The following is a 17137-nucleotide window of genomic DNA, read 5'->3' on the forward strand; positions in this document are numbered from 1 at the left end:
CAACCAGGAGAAAGGTGACAAGGACAGCCAGCAGACAGCTCGCCAGCATACGATATCTCGTCATTTCGCACCCCCTTTATGTGATGGCAACCGAACGCTACAGGAATATGATTTATACTGACACACTACGTATGTTGCGTCAAGAAAGGGAAGGAATATGCCTGCTGGCTTGAGCTCCCGGCCTTGCACGGCAGGCGGCATTGGGGGCGAATCCTGCTCAGGTGATGAGGGGGGCGCTGCACAACCAGGGCGGCTAGGCGTCCCCGCAGGGGCGGAGCATATGGCGGCCGCAGCCGACTAGGCTCCGGCGTATGTGCAAGAGTGTCTTGAGCTGGCGGAAGTCCGCGTCGGCAGATTGAGGATGAAGAAGACGGGCCCTGGCGGCGTGCAAGGCGCTTCTCGCGGTCTGTTCCGGCTCACGCGCAGGCGCCGAACTGATCCCGCCGGGGGCCCGTTGCTAGCGTTTCCGCACGTGCCCCGGTTCCACGCGTCACAGCCCGGCGCGGGCTGCGATGAGTTCGGCCACGATGCTTACGGCGATCTCCTCCGGGGTCTCGGCCCCGATCTCCAGGCCGATGGGACAGTGCACGCGGGCCAGGTCGGCCTCGGTGAAGCCCTGGCCGCGCAGGCGCTCATACACCGCGTCGCGCTTGCGGCGGCTGCCGATCATGCCGATGTATCCGGCGCTGGTGCGCAGGGCCTGGGCCAGGGTGTCGGCGTCGTGCACGTGCCCGCGCGTGACGATGACGATGAACGCGCCGGGCCCGCAGGGGGCGTTCTCCAGGGCATGGGAAAAGTCCGGCAGCACGCGCGTTTCGGCCCAGGGGAAGCGTTCGGCGTTGGCGAAGTCCGGCCTGTCGTCCAGCACCAGCACGCGGAAGCCCGCCAGGGCCGCCACCTGCGCCGTGGGGCGCGAGACATGCCCGGCCCCCAGGATGGTCAGCGGGCTCGGGGCGGTCCAGGGCTCCAGCACATGCTGACGCGGGCCGAGGCTCAGGGTGATAGGCGCGTTGATGCCCGCTCCCTGAGTGCGCGCGGCGTTCAGCTGCTCCCCGGACAGGCCGGGTTCTTCCGCCGAACCGGACGGCTCCAGCAGGCGGGCCGGGCCAGCGTCCAAGGGCGTGAGCAGCAGGCGGCGCTCGCCGTTTTTCAGGGCCTGGGCCAGTTGCCGGAACAGCGGCAGCTCCTCGGGTCCGATGCGCTCCACGAACACTCGCAGGCGTCCGCCGCAGATCATGTCCGCCCCGGCCGCCAGCTCGCCGGTGAGGTCGAAGGCCTCCACGCTGCGCTGGCCGCTGGCCAGAACCCGCGCAGCACTCTCCATCACGCGGGCCTCCACCAGCCCGCCGCCCACGGTGCCCGCCGCGATGCGCACGCCGCAGCCTCCGGGCCGGTCATCCGCGGCCAGCAGCATGCGGCTGCCGGCCGATCGCGGGGTGCTGCCCTCGTGGGTCAGGATGGTGGCGCGCACGGCGTTTTCGCCGCGCTCAAGCAAGGCCAGCAGGGGATGCAGTATGTCGTTCATGGGGTGCTCCAGGTGCGCCAGTTCTTTTCGGTTGATCGCAATTCGCAGCCGTCCCCGGCGAGTCTGCCCTGCACGGGGCCCAGACGGCGCAGGGGGCTGCCGCAGGCGCAGGGGCCGGGCAGCAGGCGCGCCGCGTCGCCGGTGCGGTAACGCAAAAGCGGCAGGGCGCGCTCGCCCAGGGTGGTGATGAGGATTTCGCCTGTTTCGCCCGGCGGCAGGGCCTCTCCCGTGGCCGGGCAGGCCACCTCCACCAGCAGGTCGGCCTCGCGCAGATGCAGGCCGCTGTGCGCCGCGCACTCCACCCCGCCGCCGTAGCCCGTCTCGGTCATGCCCCAATGGTCGAACACTTCGCAGCCCCAGGCTTTTTGCACGGCTTCGCGCAGGTTCCCGGGCAAGGGCTCCGCGGTGGAGAGCAACGCGCGCACGGGGCGCAGCGCCTGCGGCGGGCCCGCAAGCAGCCTGCGCAGTTGCGTGGGCGCGGCCACCAGCACGCTGACGCCTTCCTCGGCCATCAGCGCATGCAAATCCTCCGGGGTCCAGCCCTCCGGGGCCAGCACCGGCCTGGCTTCCAGGTCCGGCAGGGCGCGCGCCAGCAGGTCGGCCACGCCCCATTCCCGGCGGCCGGGCAAGAGCACCAGCACCGTGTCGCCCTTGCGGCACAGGGTGCTCATGCCCACGCGAAAGAAATCCCGGGTGCGCTCCAGGTCTGCGCGGGTGAAGAACAGGCGCTTGGCCGGGCCGCTGCTGCCCGAGGTGTTGAGGCTCACCACGCGGGCCACCTCGTCCTGGCTTACGGTGAGCAGCAGAGGGGAGCCCAGGGCCGTGGCGTCCATGCGCGGCAGCCGGGCCAGGTCCGCGTGTCTGCGCAGGGTGTCCAGACCGATGCCCGCCAGCCGTCCGGCCAGGAAGGGACTGCGGCGGACCGCCCAAGCCAGGGTGCGCCGCAGCTCGGCCATCTGCCAGGCCTCGACGTCTTCCGGGTTTACGCTGGGCAGGCCCAGGCGCGCGGCCAGCCAGGGGTCCAGGGGGCTTCTGGGCAGAGGCGCTGTCGGCTGCTTCACGGGGCGCTCCGGTACAGGGGCGTGCCGTCGGCCGCTGTGAGGTTGTACAGGCAAAAGGGGATGAGCCGTCCGTCCGGGGCCTGGGTATGGATGCAGCAGCCGCGCACGCGCTCGATGTCCAGGCTGGCAGCGTCCTGAAAGGCCATGCAGGAGATGCTGAAGCGCTTGTGCGCCCCGCGCTCGGCCAGAAAGCGCTCGAAGTCGTCGCCCTTGAGGTTGCAGTTGCCCAGGGGTTGGGCTGCGAAGGGTTGCGGGGCCGCGGCCCATTGCCCGGCCACGCTGGCCTTGGCCCGGCGCGCGCCCTCCGCGGCCTGCAACGGGCCGGACTCGCAGCAGCCGCCTTCAAGAATCGGCGCAAGCCTCCCCCCTTGAACCGCGAAGCGGGCGCTGAAGGAGCAGCGCTCGTGCTCGCAGCAGGGCGGGTGGAAGTCCTGCGCGCGCAACTGGCCTTGGCTCTGCTCCACCAGCAGGCTCAGCACTTCGGGCAGGGTCAGGCGGCGCTCCTCGCTTTGTTCCGGGGCGAAGCGCCCAAAGGTCGCGGCGGGCTGGAAGTGCACCCCGCGCACCGTTGGCGCGCGCGAAAGCGCCAGGCGCAGGATGTCGCCCAGGAGCTGGTCGTTGACCCCGCGCAGCAGCGTGGGCACCAAGACCACGCCCAGGCCCGCGCGGGCGCAGGCGTCCAGTGCGTCCAGCTTGGCCTGTTGCAGGGGGCGGCCCCGCAGGACCTGGCTGGCCGCGTCGGAGCCGTCGAACTGCAAAAAGACTGATTGCAGGCCCGCCGAGGCCAGAGTTTCCGCATAGCCCGGCTCGGCTCCCAGGCGCAGTCCGTTGGTGTTCAGCTGCACCAGGCCGAAGCCCAGGGGCCGCGCCAGGGCGATGAGCTGCGGCAGGTCCTCGCGCAGGGTGGGCTCGCCGCCGGAGAGTTGCAGATTGCACGCGCCCGCGTCGCGCCGCAGCAGGCGCAGGCGCTCGGCCAGGGCGTTCAGGGGCGGATCGGGCGCATGTGTTTCCCCGGCGGACGCGTAGCACACCGGGCAGCGCAGGTTGCAGCGCGCGGTGACTTCCAGCACGGCGGTGCAGGTGTGCTGGCCGTGCTCCGCGCACAGGCCGCAGTCAAAGGGGCAGCCCTGGTCCGGGTTCGTTTGCAGGCTCGGCGGGGTGGAGGGCGTCTTGGGCCGCCGCCAGGAGGCGAACTCCGGCGCGCCGCGCCAGATGACGGCCTCGCAGGGGCCGTGCTCCGGGCAGACGCGGGTGAGCCAGACCTCGGCCGCCTTTTCGCCTTGGCCGCGCATGACGAGGTGCGCGGGCAGGCGGCGCAGGCACACGGGGCACAGGGCCTGCGTCGCGGAGAGCGCCGTTTCCGGCGTTTCGGGCAGGGGCTCAGTCATGGCTGTTTCCCATCAGGCCCCGTCCTCGCGGCCCACGGTCACGTCCAGGCCGTTTTCGGTCAGAATCAGCACCAGTTTGGCCCAGGCTTCGGCCAGCAGCACGCCGCAGCGTGCCATGTTGGGCGTGCCGGAATCGTCGCCCAGGATGTCGGCGCAGGCGCTGCCGCCGTACTGGCGCTGCGTGCGTTCCACGAACCAGTCCACGAACTCCGCCTGGGCCAAGTCCGCGCGCTCCACGGGCAATTCCTCCGGCCTGCCCTTGCCAAAATAAAGCCCCAGCACGCAGGCCCCGCCGGTGAGGATGCCGCAGGTTCCGCAGCCGGTCTCGCGGCAGGCGCCCAGGCCCCGGCACAGGCCGCTTAAGGAGCGCACCAGCTCCGGGTTCTCCCGGCCCTGGGCGCGCAGGGCGAGCAGGCCCAGGATCTGGCTGCAGCAGAAGCCTTGCGCCGCCAGGGGCGCGATTTCCATGAGGGTCTCGTCCATGGGTCCTCCTTCAGCCTGCGCGCCCCTGGCAACGGCGCGCGGCCAGGCACAGGAAATAGCCGGGCCGCGCGTTTTCGCCAGGGGCGCGTGCGCCTTGGCCGGTGGCGCGCGCGCTGCCCAGGCCGCACGGCGACACTCCGGCGAAAATGAGCCGCCCGGCCAGCTCGGCCAGCAGGCGGGAGTGGTCCTCGAAAAGCAGTTCGGCAAAGCCCGCCGCGTCCAGGGCCCCACGCAGGGCGGCTTCCGGCAGCGCGCCGGACAGGCAGTCACCGCTTTTTGCCTGGGCCGCGCCAGCCGTGGAGCCGGACGGCCCGCGCAGGTACAGGTCGCTCACGGCCAGCAAGCCCCCGGGCTTGAGAGTCCGCGCCGCCTCGGCCAGCACGGCGCGCGCATTGCCCGTGGCCGAGAGCACGCATTCGCAGAACACGGCGTCCAGGCAGGCCGGGGGCAGGGGCAGGGCCTCGGCCCGGCCCAGCAGGGGCAGCACGCCGGGTCCAGCGGCCTGGGCCGCTGCTCCCAGCATGGCGGGCGAGGCGTCCAGGGCCAGCACGCGCACCCCTCGCGAGGCCAGGAGCCGCGCCGTGGCCCCAGGCCCGCAGCCCAGGTCCAGGGCCAGCGCGTCCGCTGGCGGCAGGCCGTGCTCCAGGCAAAGGTCCAGGGCCCGCCGGGTCAGGTCCAGGCCGCCGGGGCGCAGGGTCTCGCCCGCCACGCGGCGGAAGTCCTCGCGCTCGAAGAGCGGCACGGGCGCAGTGCGGGAGCCCGGCAATTGTGTGCAAGCGCCCGGCCGTCGTGCGCAAGCGTTTGTCACTTGTCCTCCAGCAGCTGTTCCACCTCGGCCATGCGGCCCAGGGCCAGGGCTTCCGGCACCAGGGTCTGGCCGCAGGCCGGGCAGGACAGGAGCGAGATGGTGAACACGCTGCCCAGGTAGCTGACGACCACGGGCGAGGGCGCCAGATCCTGCCCGCAGGACACGCAGGCCCATTTGCCCGAAGGTGGCAGATAGGTCTGGTCCGTGCGGTTCACCGGCTCGCCGGAGGCAGGCGGGGCCTCTTGCACGCCGCCCGCGCCGGGCACGATCATGCGGTGGCTCCAGGCGTTCAGCACCCGGTAGCCTTCGCCTTCTGGCGTAAATTCCACCCAGAAGGTGACGCGCCGGGGCCGGAACGAGGCCAGAAGCCGCCCGGACTCCGTGTCCCGCAGCACTCGGCCCGCGGTCACGGCCTCGGTGATGGTCTGGCGCAGGTCGGACAGCAGGATGCGCCGCTCTTCCAACCGGGCGCGCAGCTCCGGCGCGGTCAGCAGCTCAAAGGGCTCCGGGTGCGGCTCCCGCCCCTGGCCCCAGACGTTTTGCAGCAGCCGGGCCTTGAGGGCCGCGCGGGCCTCTTGCCGCTCGGACCAGCCGGGGCCGGGCTGGCCCGCCGGGTCGCAGTCCGCGCAGGGGAAGATCAGGTCCAGCAGGTGCCAGGTGCGCCGGCCCGCGTTGAACAGCCTGTCGCGGCACATGGCGCAGGCGGCCAGATAGTCGCGGCCGCACTCGCCCGCGCGCCGGGTGGCCACCGTGCGCCCAAGCTCCGGGTCCTCCTGGGACATGAGCCCGCCGAAGCCGCAGCATTCCGTCAGCTCGCCGGACAGGGGCAGCTCTTTCCAGGGCACGCCCAGGCGGTCAGCCAGGGCGCGCACGGCCGTGCGGAAGGCCGGGTCGTCGCGCGCGGTGCAGGGGTCGTGCAGGGCCAGGAAGGGCCGGGGCAGCAGGCCGTTGCCCGGCAGGGGCAGGGTCTCCAGCACCTCCCAGAGCGACACGGCAGTGAGGCCCGGCGCGGCCTGCCGGAACACGGGCAGGCGGAACACCGAAAGGCAGCCCGCGCAGGCGGCGACGACGCGCGGCTTGCCCAGCGCTTCCCACTGGCGGGCGAAGCCTTCCGCCGTCTGGCGGAACAGCTCCTCCTGCCCGGCCCAGTGCGCGGAAATGCCGCAGCAGCCGAGCATGAGGCCAACACCGCCAGATATGCCGCCGCCCTGGCCGCCCCTCGGCAGGTGCTTGCGCAGGTGGGCGTAGGCGCTCTCCACATGGTGCGGGTGCGAGGCCGAGAGCTGGCAGCCGGGGAAGAAAAGGTCGGCGGTCGCGCCGTTGCCCGCTTCCGGCCCCGCATCTGGATCGGGCAGGCACAGGGCGAAGTCCGGGCCGTTGGCCGCGGCCATATCTTCAAGGGCGAATTCGTGGGCCGACTGCGGCATGACCCCGCGCGCCACCATGTCCTGCCGGGCGGTGAGGCACAGCTCGGCCATGGCGAAGCCCTCCGGGCAGACGCGCGCGCACAGGCCGCACAGGCTGCACGAATTCACCAGCTTGTTGGCCAGGTGCTGGCCCTTGACGATGGCCGCGTTGTTGTAGATCTGCCGGGCGTAGGTCTTGGGATAGGCCTTGTGCTTCTCCAGGTAGTCGCACACGCGCACGCATTCCAGGCACTGGCAGTTCAGGCAGCGCGCGGCCTCCCGCTGTGCGATGGGCGCATCGCAATCCCCGCTGGCGGGCGCAATGCGCGGCAGGGGCTCCACGCCCTTGAGGCTGGTGTACAGCCGCGTCTGCGTGGGACCTTCCTTGTCGCGCGCGGCGGTGAGGGACGCGCCCGTGAGCTGCCGGTCCAGCGAGCTTGCCGCCCGCCGTCCGTCGGCTGCGGCGTCGATGAAGCGCAGACGCCCGTCAGCTCCGGGCCAGCCGCCCAGGAATAGAGCCGATTGTCCGTCAGCTATGGGAGCGGGGGCGGCCAGGGTCACGGGGTCCACGTCCACGCGGGGCGGATAGGCCGCGTCCGTGTCCGGCGAGAACCCGTGCTCCAGAAATACGGCTTGGCCCTCCGCCAAGGCTGCTTCCAAAATGGCCGTGGCGTTGCCGGGGCTTTGGTCCAGCGCCAGGCCCAGGGCCTTCAGCGTGGCCAGCTCCGCCGCCAGGGCGTCCGGGGGCAGCAGCTGCGGCGGCAGGGAAAGCAGGGCCCCGCCAAGGGGCGCGCCAAGCGTGCGCAGGGTTGCGCCGTGGCCCTTTTTCAAGAGGTCCCAGGCGCAGGTGAGCGCGGCCAGACCGTGGCCTAAGATTAGCGCGGCCTTGCCCCGGCCGGGCAGGCGCATGGGCCTGGGGCCGGGCGTGCCGTGGGCGATGGCGAAGCGCTCCAGGGCTCCGATGGCGATGGCCTCCCCGGCCTCCTTGCGTTTGCAGGCCGCCTCGCACGGGGCCTCGCACACGCGGCCCAGCACGCCGGGCAGGGGCAGGGTGCGCTCCAAAATCTTGCGCGCGCCGTTTGCGTCGCCCTTGGCGAGCAGGCCCACAAAGGCGCGGCCGTCCACCCGCAAGGGGCAGGCGGCCTGGCAGAAGGGCGGTTCTTCCTGAATGCAGCGGTTTTCCCACTGGCGCAAGGTCTGCTGATCCATGCCGTTCTCCTGGCTGGGGGGGTGCCTGGGAATCACAGGGCGGACGCGGAACCTTCATCCCACGTCCGCCCTGATTTGGTCAATGGTTCGGCAGCTTACACGCCCTTGGCCTTGAGCCCGGCCAGCACCTTTTCCGGCAGGGCCGGAAGATGGGTGATGCGCACGCCGCAGGCGTTGTAGATGGCGTTGATGACCGCCGCGTGCGGGGCGGCCAGGGGCATCTCGCCCACGCCGGAGGCGCCGAAGGGGCCGTCCGGGCGCGGGGTCTCCACGTAGATGATCTCCATGGCGTCGGGAATGTCCTTGATGTACGGAATGCCCGCCCCGGCGATGGTGGCGTGCTTCTTCAGGTCCTCGTAGTCCTCGGTGAGGGCGAGGCCCACGCCCTGGGCCAGGCCGCCGTAGATCTGGCCGTCCGTCACCAGCTTGTTGTTCACCTTGCCGATGTCGGCCACGATGGCGATTCTTTCCACCGTCACCTTGCCCGTGGGCACGTCCACCGCCACCTCGATGACGTAGACGCCGTACATGTAGCAGCAGAAGGGGCGTCCCTGGCCGCTGGCGTCGCATTCCTTGGCCGGGGCGGTCCACTTGCCGCGCACCTTGGTCTCGATCTTGGCGTCCTTCATCTCGTCATAGCTGCGGAAGCTGCCGTCGGGCTTCCGCATGGTCGCCAGCAGATTTTCGCAGGCGGTCTTCACGGCCTGGCCGGTGACCACCTGGGAGCGGCTGCCGCCCGCGGGGCCGGAGTTCGGGGCCTTGCTGGTGTCGTTCAGCACCAGGTTGATCTTTTCCGGCGCGAGGCCAAGGGGCAGCAGGGCCTCGTGGGCCGTGCCCAGGGTGCCCGCGTCGGCGCCCTGGCCGTGGTCCTCCCAGCAGTCGTAGATGGTCACGCTGCCGTCGGGCATCAGTTCGGCGTCGGCCTCGGAGGAGTCCGGGCCGTCGAGGCCCGAGCCGTACACGCCGATGGCCACGCCCACGCCGCGCTTGGTGGCGGCGGAGCTGTTCGCCTTGGCGCGCTTCTTGGCTTCCTCGTACTTGGGCCGGGCCAGGTCCAGCATCTGGGGCAGGCTCAGCACCTCCGGCTCCTGGCCGGTGGGCGTGGTTGCGCCCTTGCGGTAGACGTTCTTGTAGCGCAGCTCGAAGGGATCCATGCCGAGCTTCTCGGCCAGCTCGTCCATGAGCACTTCGGACGGGAACTCGATCTCCGGCGCGCCGTAGCCTCGGAAGGCCGAGCCCCAGGCGTGGTTGGTGCACACGGTGCGGCCCTCGCCCCGGATGTTCGGGATGTCGTAGCCCGCGCCCGCGAACTGCGCGCCGCGCAGGGTGAGCAGGTCGCCGAACTCGGAGTACGGGCCGTGGTCGCAGGACCAGTCGCTCTCCATGGCCAGCAGCTTGCCGCTCTTGTCGGCCGCGTACTTCAGGCTGGTCCAGAAGGGCGAGCGCTTGCCCGTGTAGTTCTGCTGCTGCTGGTAGTTGTAGCGCAGGTGCACCGGGCGGCCCGTGGCCAGGGCGGCCACGCCCACAAGGGCCTCCATGGTGGGGCTGAACTTGTAGCCGAAGGTGCCGCCCGTGGGGTTCTGCACCATGACCATCTTCTCCGGCTCAACGCCCAGGCCCGGGGCGATCATGTACAGATGCAGGTGCAGGCCGATGGACTTGGAGTGGATGACCAGCCGGCCTTCCTCGTCCTGGTAGGCGAAGCCCACGTCCGGTTCGATGGGCAGGTGCGGCTGGCGCTGGGTGTAGAAGTCGTCGGCCACCGTCACCACGTCGGGGCGGGCGAAGATGGGCGCGGTGTCCTCGCCCTTGGCGATGGCCTGGGTGTAGTACACGTTGGGCGTGCCGGGGTGGATCTCGATGGCGTCCTCGGCCATGGCCGCGGGCGCGCTCATGTAGGCGGGCAGCTCCTCCAGGTCGACCTTGACCTTCTCGGCCGCGGCGCGGGCGTTCTTTTCGCTGTCCGCGCAGACGATGGCGATGGCGTCGCCGTACTGGAAGATCTTTTCATCGGCGAGTATGGGGCGGTCCCAGCCGTCGCCCTTGTTGGTGGGGAAGGTGATGAGCCCGGTGATGCGGTTCTTGCCCTTCACGTCCTTGTGGGTCAGCACGCTGTGCACGCCGGGCATCTTGAGCGCTTCCGAGGCGTCGATGGCCTTCAGGTTGGCGTGGGAGACCTTGGCCTGCACCAGGGCCAGGTGCAGGGTGTTCTTGGGCATCTTGTGGGCCAGGTCCGCGCCGAAGTCCCAGGTGCCGGTGACCTTGGCGATGGCGCTGGGGCGCGGGTAGCTGGTGCCCCAGATGCGTCCGTCGGCCGGGAGCTTGAAGTGCAGGTCCGAAACCTTGATCTCGCCGCGCAGCACGCGGGCGGCGTCCATCACCGCGTCGGTGAGGGGCTTGTAGCCGGTGCAGCGGCAGGCGTTGCGGTGCTTCTGGAACCACTCGCGCACGTCCTCGCGCGTGGGGTTCTTGTTGGCGTCGAGCAGGGCCTTGGCCGAGACGATGAAGCCCGGCGAGCAGAAGCCGCACTGGGCCCCGCCGTGGACCATCCAGGCCACCTGGATCGGGTGCAGGGCGTTGGCCGCGCCGATGCCCTCGATGGTCGTCACGCTGGCGCCGTCCTCCACGCGCTTCATCTTCATGGCGCAGGAGCGCACCACCTTGCCGTCCAGAATGACGCTGCACGCGCCGCACTGGCCTTGGCCGCAGCCCACCTTGACTCCGGTGAGCATGAGCTGGCCGCGCAGCACGTCGGCCAGGGTGTCTTCCGGGTCCACCACCAGCGGGCGGGGAATCCCGTTCACGTTGAGCACCATCTTGAGCATGACCATCCTCCTTGCCGTGTTTGGCGTTTTCAGACGCACGTGGGCCAGGGGCCGGGTTCCGCGCGCGGCGGACCTAGGCTCCCTTGCCGAAGGGGCAGACCGGGAACCGGCACTCGGCGCACGCGGAGCAGTATCCGCCGTGGCCCAGGGCCGCGATGTCCGAACGGGAGAGGCGGTCTCCGGCCAGGAGCCGGGGCACCACAAGATCGAAGATGCTGGCCTTGAAATACATGACGCAGCCGGGCAGGCCGAGAACAGGCACACTGCCGATGTAGCCCAAAAGGAACATGGCCCCCGGCAGCACCGGCGCGCCGTAGCACTCTATTTTCGCCCCGGCCCTGCGGATGGCGGCGGGGGTGCGGTCGTCCGGGTCCACGCTCATGCCGCCGGTGACCACGAGGAAGTCCGCCCCGAGGGCCAGCAGGGCCTCGATGGCCCGCGCGGTCATGTCCTCGTCGTCGGAAACCAGGAGCTGGCGGAAGACCTGGCTGCCCAGGCGCGCGAACTTCTCGCGCAGCACCGGGCCGAAGCCGTCCTGCACGCGGCCCTTGAACACCTCGCTGCCCGTGGTCACCATGCCCACTTTTCGGGGCAGGAAGGGGCGAACCTCCAGGATGGGGGCGCTCTGGCAAAGCTCCTCGGCCCGGCGGACCTTGGCTTCCTCGATGACCAGGGGGGTGATGTGCACGCCGGCCAGGTTCTGGCCTTTCTTCACTGGCTGGTTGGTGTGCAGGGTGGCCAGCACCATGTCGTCCAGGCCGTTCAGTGTGCCCAGGCGCTCGGCGTCCACCTTGAGCAGGCCGTCGCACCCGGCGCTGAGCGTCACCTTGCCCTCGCCGGGCGCGCCCAGGAGGATGCCCGGACCGCTGACCGCGCGGGCCACGCGCAGGGCGGCCTCCTCCTCGTGCACCAGGCCCTCGGCCAGGTCGAACACGTAGAGGTGCTCCTTGCCCACGTTCAGCAGGTGTTCGACATCCTCCGGCCGGACCACGTGGCCTTTCTTGAACAGCGCGCCCTTACAGCGCTCCGGCCCATCGCCGGGGATGATCTGGGTGATGTCATGACAGAGCACGGTGCCGACGGCATCCGCCACGGGGAGTTCCCGCATGTGAGTCGACCAGCCCATACGCAGCCCTCTTGCCGCCGGAGAGCAGGCGGCCTGTCCAGCAAAGTGACGAGAAGCCTGAGCCTGAAGGTTCTTTACTCAACTGTCACTTTTTGTGTCAGAAAAGGCATAGCAAGTCAAACAGTGACTGCTTACATTTCAGCACGTTCGTTGTTTTCTTCACAAGCGCGGGCGTGGGCTGCAGGAAAATGGCGGCGGGGGAAGCTATTTTGCGCAAAAAAAAACGGGCCGGGGGCGCAGAGGCTCCCGGCCCGGCTGATGGGCGGAAGGTCTGAAAAGGCCGCCTTAGAGGTCGCTCCAGGGCTGCAGGGCCAGGGGCACGAAGCCCTGCTCCCGCGCCTGGTACTCCAGGGGCAGCATGGTCAGGGCGGCCACGTCGGGGCTCGGCACGTCCACCAGCTCGCCGGAATCCAGGCAGAGCACAAAGGCCTTGCAGTGCTTGCAGGCGTCGGCGCGTTCAAAGGGCCGTTCAGGGTCGCGCAGCACCACCAGATCGTCGGGCTCCACGCAGCCGCACATGGGGCAGGCCACGCGCTTGTGCGTCCACTCCGAGGCGCAGCAGGAGCAGCGCAGGAAACGGCGGCCGCCATGGGCCTTGATGAATTCGTTGTCCTCGTCCACGCGGCGCAGCTCGCTCATGTTCGGGGCGGCCCCGCACACGGGGCAGAAATTCTGCTGCCAGGGCAGGTCCTTCACCAGCTTCAGCAGGTCTTCGGCCTGGCGGCGCAGAAAGGGCCGGGTGATCTCCGTGGCCGCGAAGGCCGCGGTTTGGGCGCTTACGCCGGGCAGGGCGAGCTCTTCCCCGAAGGCTGCGGCGGCGAGGTCGGCGGGCGCAAGCGCGCCGGAATCGAGCGCCTTCTCCAGGGCCGCGAACTCCTGCGCCAGGGCCGGGAACGAGGCGGCCATAAGGGGCAGCAGCTCCTTGGCCGCGACGGGCAGCTGGGCGCTCATGTCCTCGAAGCCCAGGTCGGCCAGGAGAAACACCCCCTGGCAGAAGCGTTCCGCATCCACGGTCGGGGGCGAGCCCTGCCAGCCTGGAGCGGTTTCAAAGATGCGCGCCTGGGTGGCCAGCAGCGGGCCGAAGGCGTCGAGGAGCGGCTGCAGGGCGGGCAGCTCCGCCTGGGCGCGGGAAAGGGCGGTTTGGATGGCGCGCAGTCGCGGGGAGGTCTCTGGGCTGGTCATGCGGGGCTCCTCGTCTGGGATGGTCTTGTATCCGCCCGGATTATGGCCGGGCTGTCGTGTCGGGGGCGACCTTGCTCTCTGGCGGGATATTTGGGGCCGCCCGGTTCTGGAGTACCGGGCGGCCCCGCGGCGTTCATCGCCTCGTCACGTCTTGCTGTCTAGCCCTGAGCCGAACCGGCCGCCTTGCGCAGCGGGCCCAGGAGGCCGGCCAGCATCTGCTGGCGGGTCATGCCCGGCGCGGTCGGCGCGTCGGACGCGTCGGCCACGGCGAACTTGTGGTACTTGGTGGGCGCGTCGGTCACCAGGTAGATGACGCTGACGTTCTCCACGTCGCACAAGGACGCCTTGGGGAACTCCTTCTGCACGGCCACCAGGCGGTCGGCGGCCTGCTTCAGGATGTCGCCGCGCTCGCCGAAGCTCATGGCGCCCATGGCGCAGCTTTTGACGCACATGGGCAGCAGGTTCTTCTTCACGCGGTCGATGCACATGTCGCACTTGATGATGCGCTTGGTTTTGGGGTCCAGCCTGGGGATGTCGTACGGGCAGGAGCTCTTGATGGTCTCGAAGCTCTCCTTGGCGGTCTTCTCGGTGTAGATGACCGCGCCGGTGTCCTTGTCGATGACGATGGAATCCTCAAGCTCCGCGCCGGATTTGCAGGGGGCTTCCAGGCAGTGGCGGCAGGCGTCCGGGAAGAAGTACCACTTCACGGTGTCGCCTTCCAGGTGCTCGCTGAAGCGCACCAGCTTCACGTTGTACGGACCGAGGTCCGGGGGATTCTGGTGGGTGCCGCGCTGTTTGGTGGGCACGGCCGGGTAGTTCTTCCATTCCTTGCAGCCCACCTGGCAGCCGCGGCAGGCGGTGCACTTGGTGGTGTCTATGAGTATCGCCTTGGGCATGGTTTTCGCTCCTTGCAGGTTCAGGGGGCGCGCCGGTTGTTCGCGGCGCGCCCGCCCGGTTGCGACTCTGGTTTACAGCTCGGTCACCTTGGTGGCCTTCTTCACATTCACCAGACAGGCCTTGAACTCCGGAATGGTGGTGTTCGGGTCACCAACCGAGGTGGTCAGCCTGTTCGTCGCATCGCCGCATTTGGGCTTGGTCCAACCGAAGGCGAAGGGCATGCCGACCAGGTGCACGGTCTTGCCCATGATCTGGAAGGGACGGATGCGCACCGTGACCATGGCCACGGCCTCGACCCTGCCGCGCAGGCTTTCCACCACGACCACGTCGCCGTTCTTGATGCCCTTCTCCGCAGCGAGCTGCGGGCTCATCTCGATGTACTGCTGGGGTTCGGCCTCAAGCAGGCCGTTGCCGTTTCTCGTCTCCGAGCCGGAGCACCAGTGCTCGGTCATGGAGTAGGTGGTGAGCACGATGGGGAAGCGCGGATCGCCGTTCTTGCACAGAACGTCGTACTCGCTGCCGTGCACCTGCTTCATGCAGGGGTTGCTCATCTGCGGGGAGAACGGGTTCTTGGTCAGCGGGGTTTCCGCCGGTTCGTAGTGCTCCGGCAGGGGGCCGTCCTCGCGTCCGGGGCCGTACAGCTGGCCATGGCCGTCCGTGGTCATGATGAAGGGGTACACGCCGCCCTTCATGGCCATGGGCGGCTGGCCGCCGTCGGGCACGTCGCCCTGCCAGCCCTTGCCGTCCCACTCGATGACGGCCTTGGCCGGATTGTAAGGCTTGCCGTTCTTGTCCACGCTGGCGCGGTTGTACAGCACGCGGCGGTTCATGGGCCAGGCCCAGGCGAATTTCGGGTACAGCCCGATCTTGGCCTGCATGGGGGTCTGGGTCAGGTCGCGGCGCTTGGAGAGGTTGCCCTCGGCCTCGGTGTAGCCGCCGCAGTACACCCAGCACAGGCTGCTGGTGCTGCCGTCGGCCTGGAGCAGCGGGAAGCCGGGAACCAGCTGGCCCTTCTTGTACTGCTTGCCGCCGATCTCCACATCCTTGGTGAAGAAGCCGTTGATGCGCTTGGTCACTTCCTCGGCCTTGAACTCGGACGGAAGGTCGTGCTTGAGGATGGCCTCGGGCAGGGCGCCGCCCTCCTTGGCGTACAGCGCGCGCACGCGCTTCATGATCTCCACGAACATCCAGCCCATGCTCTGGCTCTTGCCCACGGGATCGATGGCCTTGTAGTGCCACATGTGCCAGCGGCCGGAGTTGGAGATGGTGCCTTCCTTCTCCGCGCGGTAGGCGCTGGGCAGCAGGAAGATCTCGGTCTTGCACTTCTTCACGTCCGCGCCGGGGCGGCGGAAGTTGTCGCTGGTCTCGTTGTGGAACACCTCGCCCACCACCAGCCAGTCCAGCTTGTCAAAGGCCTTGCGGACCTTGTTCGAGTTGGGGAAGCTCTGGCAGGGATTGTGGCCGAAGACGAAGCCGCCCTTGATCTTGCCCTGGTACATGCGGTCGAACAGGAACAGGTGCGAGCAGTCCATGCCCACGTCGAGCTTGGGCAAGAGGCCGTAGCAGAAGTCGTTTTCCTTGGTGGCGTTCTCGCCGAACCAGCCCTTCAAGAGGCTGACGATGTACTTGGGCCTGTTGCCCCACCAGTTGACGCTCATGGGATCGGCCGTCTTGGGCGTGTTGCCCTTCTGGTATTCGTCCAGCGTCTTCCAGTTGGCGTAGGGCGCGTTGTGGTAGCCGGGAATGTAGCCGTAGAGCAGGGCGTGGTCCGTGGAGCCTTGGACGTTCGGCTCGCCGCGCAGGGCGTTGATGCCGCCGCCCGCCACGCCGAAGTTGCCCAAAAGCAGCTGCACGATGCCCGCCAGGCGGATGTTCTGCACGCCCACCGTGTGCTGGGTCCAGCCCAGGGCGTACATGATGGTGCCGGCCTTGTCGGCCTTGCCGGTGGCGGCGAAGGCCTCGTACACCTTGACCAGGTTCTCCTTGCTGACGCCGGTGACCTGGGAGACGAGTTCGAGGTTGTAGCGCTCGTAGTGGTTTTTCAGCACGTTGATGACGCAGCGGGGATGCTGGAGCGTCTTGTCGCGCTTGACCAGGCCCTTCTCGTCCTTCTCAAAGGCCCACTGGCTCTTGTCGTACTTCTTCTTGGCCGCGTCGAAGCCGGAGAACAGGCCGTCCTTGAAGGAGTACTTTTCGCCCACCAGGAAGCTCGCGTTGGTGTACTCGTTCACGTACTCGGAGAAGTACAGCTTCTTGTCCAGGATGTACTTGCACATGCCGCCCATGAAGGCGATGTCCGTGCCGGAGCGCAGGGGCACGTGGTAGCTGCTGCGGGCGGAAGTGCGCGAGAATTTGGGGTCCACGTGGATGACCGTGGCGCCCTTTTCCTTGGCCTTCAGAACCCAGCGGAAAGAGATGGGATGGTGTTCAGCGGCATTGCTGCCGATGATCAGGATGGCATCGGCGTTGCCGATGTCGGTGTAGTGATTCGTCATTGCGCCGCGTCCAACCGACTCTGCCAGAGCCGGTACAGTGGGGCTGTGTCAGACTCGGGCCTGGTGGTCCATGTGGACGATACCCAGGCTGCGCAGAGATTGGTGAGCGACGGAGCACTCCTCGTTGGACATCTGGGAGGAGCCCAGGGAGAACACGGTCTCCAGGCGGTTCACCTCGACGCCGTCGGCGTTCTTCAAGGTGAAGTCGCGATCGCGCTGGTCCTTCACCTTGCGCGCGATCTTGTCGAGCATCCAGTCCCAGTCCTTCTCCACCCACTTGGCCGAGCCCGGGGCGCGGTACATGGGCGTGGTCAGACGCTCGGGGCTGTTGTGCAGGCTCTTCAGGGCCGCGCCCTTGGCGCACAGGCCGCCCGCGCTGATGGGGTAGTCCGGGTCGCCTTCCACGTTGATGATCTTGCCGTCCTTCACGTGCACCAGGGTGTTGCACCCGCAGGAGCAGAAGGGACAGATGGAGATGACCTCTTTGGCCCCCTCGATCTTCAAGCCTGCCGCATAGGCCTGCGTGGGCTTCAAGTTAAGCCCCAGCTGCCCCAGGGCCAGGCCGAAGGCGCCCACCCCTGTGGCTTTCAGAAACGTTCGCCGTGAGATGCCCATACGCATCCTCCTCCGTTGACATGCTGCCCGGTGCCAGGCCGCCTGGCGCCCCGGTGTTGAATCTTCTTGCGCGGCCGATTTAATATGTCTGATTAGGCATAGTTGATTCTGCCGGTC

At 68.9% G+C, this 17137-nt stretch carries 11 protein-coding genes; all 11 read right to left on the reverse strand.

Annotated features, from left to right (window positions below):
- Positions 1–490: 490 nt before the first annotated feature.
- Positions 491–1525 (reverse strand): XdhC family aldehyde oxidoreductase maturation factor, encoded by a 1035-nt coding sequence (locus tag VN419_RS06860; protein ID WP_325645824.1) that lies wholly within the window; start codon positions 1523–1525, stop codon positions 491–493.
- The gene (locus VN419_RS06865) at positions 1522–2586 is read right to left on the reverse strand and encodes a DVU_1553 family AMP-dependent CoA ligase (protein WP_325645826.1); all 1065 of its coding nucleotides are present in this window, start codon (positions 2584–2586) and stop codon (positions 1522–1524) included. Before VN419_RS06865 ends, VN419_RS06860 begins: the two co-directional genes overlap by 4 nt.
- Positions 2583–3974 (reverse strand): radical SAM (seleno)protein TrsS, encoded by a 1392-nt coding sequence (gene trsS / locus VN419_RS06870; RefSeq protein WP_325645828.1) that lies wholly within the window; start codon positions 3972–3974, stop codon positions 2583–2585. Before trsS ends, VN419_RS06865 begins: the two co-directional genes overlap by 4 nt.
- A 12-nt stretch (positions 3975–3986) precedes the next feature.
- Positions 3987–4457, reverse strand: a complete 471-nt coding sequence (locus VN419_RS06875) for a DVU_1555 family C-GCAxxG-C-C protein (protein WP_325645830.1) — start codon at positions 4455–4457, stop codon at positions 3987–3989.
- Positions 4458–4467: 10 nt separating this feature from the next.
- Positions 4468–5199, reverse strand: coding sequence for a DVU_1556 family methyltransferase (gene trsM, locus VN419_RS06880; RefSeq protein ID WP_325645832.1), 732 nt, complete (start codon positions 5197–5199; stop codon positions 4468–4470).
- A gap of 62 nt (positions 5200–5261) precedes the next feature.
- Positions 5262–7880, reverse strand: a complete 2619-nt coding sequence (locus tag VN419_RS06885) for a pyridine nucleotide-disulfide oxidoreductase/dicluster-binding protein (protein WP_325645834.1) — start codon at positions 7878–7880, stop codon at positions 5262–5264.
- Positions 7881–7975: 95 nt separating this feature from the next.
- Positions 7976–10705, reverse strand: a complete 2730-nt coding sequence (locus VN419_RS06890; protein ID WP_325645836.1) for a molybdopterin-dependent aldehyde oxidoreductase — start codon at positions 10703–10705, stop codon at positions 7976–7978.
- A gap of 73 nt (positions 10706–10778) precedes the next feature.
- Positions 10779–11813, reverse strand: a complete 1035-nt coding sequence (locus VN419_RS06895) for a molybdopterin-binding protein (RefSeq protein ID WP_325645838.1) — start codon at positions 11811–11813, stop codon at positions 10779–10781.
- A 303-nt stretch (positions 11814–12116) separates the two neighbouring features.
- Positions 12117–13013: a formate dehydrogenase accessory protein FdhE gene (locus VN419_RS06900; protein WP_325645840.1), complete on the reverse strand. Its 897-nt coding sequence runs from the start codon at positions 13011–13013 to the stop codon at positions 12117–12119.
- A 158-nt stretch (positions 13014–13171) separates the two neighbouring features.
- Positions 13172–13909 (reverse strand): 4Fe-4S dicluster domain-containing protein, encoded by a 738-nt coding sequence (locus tag VN419_RS06905; RefSeq protein ID WP_325645842.1) that lies wholly within the window; start codon positions 13907–13909, stop codon positions 13172–13174.
- A 72-nt stretch (positions 13910–13981) separates the two neighbouring features.
- Entirely contained in the window at positions 13982–17020 is a 3039-nt protein-coding gene (gene fdnG, locus VN419_RS06910; RefSeq protein ID WP_325645843.1) for a formate dehydrogenase-N subunit alpha, read from the reverse strand.
- Positions 17021–17137 lie beyond the last annotated feature (117 nt).

The organism is Humidesulfovibrio sp. (assembly GCF_035560995.1).
GTDB lineage: Bacteria > Desulfobacterota > Desulfovibrionia > Desulfovibrionales > Desulfovibrionaceae > Humidesulfovibrio.

Coding starts and splice junctions, on each gene's coding strand:
- VN419_RS06860 (WP_325645824.1), bottom strand. CDS start 1,525: ATGAACGACATACTGCATCCCCTGCTGGCCTTGCTTGAGCGCGGCGAA.
- VN419_RS06895 (WP_325645838.1), bottom strand. CDS start 11,813: ATGCGGGAACTCCCCGTGGCGGATGCCGTCGGCACCGTGCTCTGTCAT.
- VN419_RS06890 (WP_325645836.1), bottom strand. CDS start 10,705: ATGCTCAAGATGGTGCTCAACGTGAACGGGATTCCCCGCCCGCTGGTG.
- VN419_RS06875 (WP_325645830.1), bottom strand. CDS start 4,457: ATGGACGAGACCCTCATGGAAATCGCGCCCCTGGCGGCGCAAGGCTTC.
- VN419_RS06900 (WP_325645840.1), bottom strand. CDS start 13,013: ATGACCAGCCCAGAGACCTCCCCGCGACTGCGCGCCATCCAAACCGCC.
- trsS (WP_325645828.1), bottom strand. CDS start 3,974: ATGACTGAGCCCCTGCCCGAAACGCCGGAAACGGCGCTCTCCGCGACG.
- VN419_RS06905 (WP_325645842.1), bottom strand. CDS start 13,909: ATGCCCAAGGCGATACTCATAGACACCACCAAGTGCACCGCCTGCCGC.
- VN419_RS06885 (WP_325645834.1), bottom strand. CDS start 7,880: ATGGATCAGCAGACCTTGCGCCAGTGGGAAAACCGCTGCATTCAGGAA.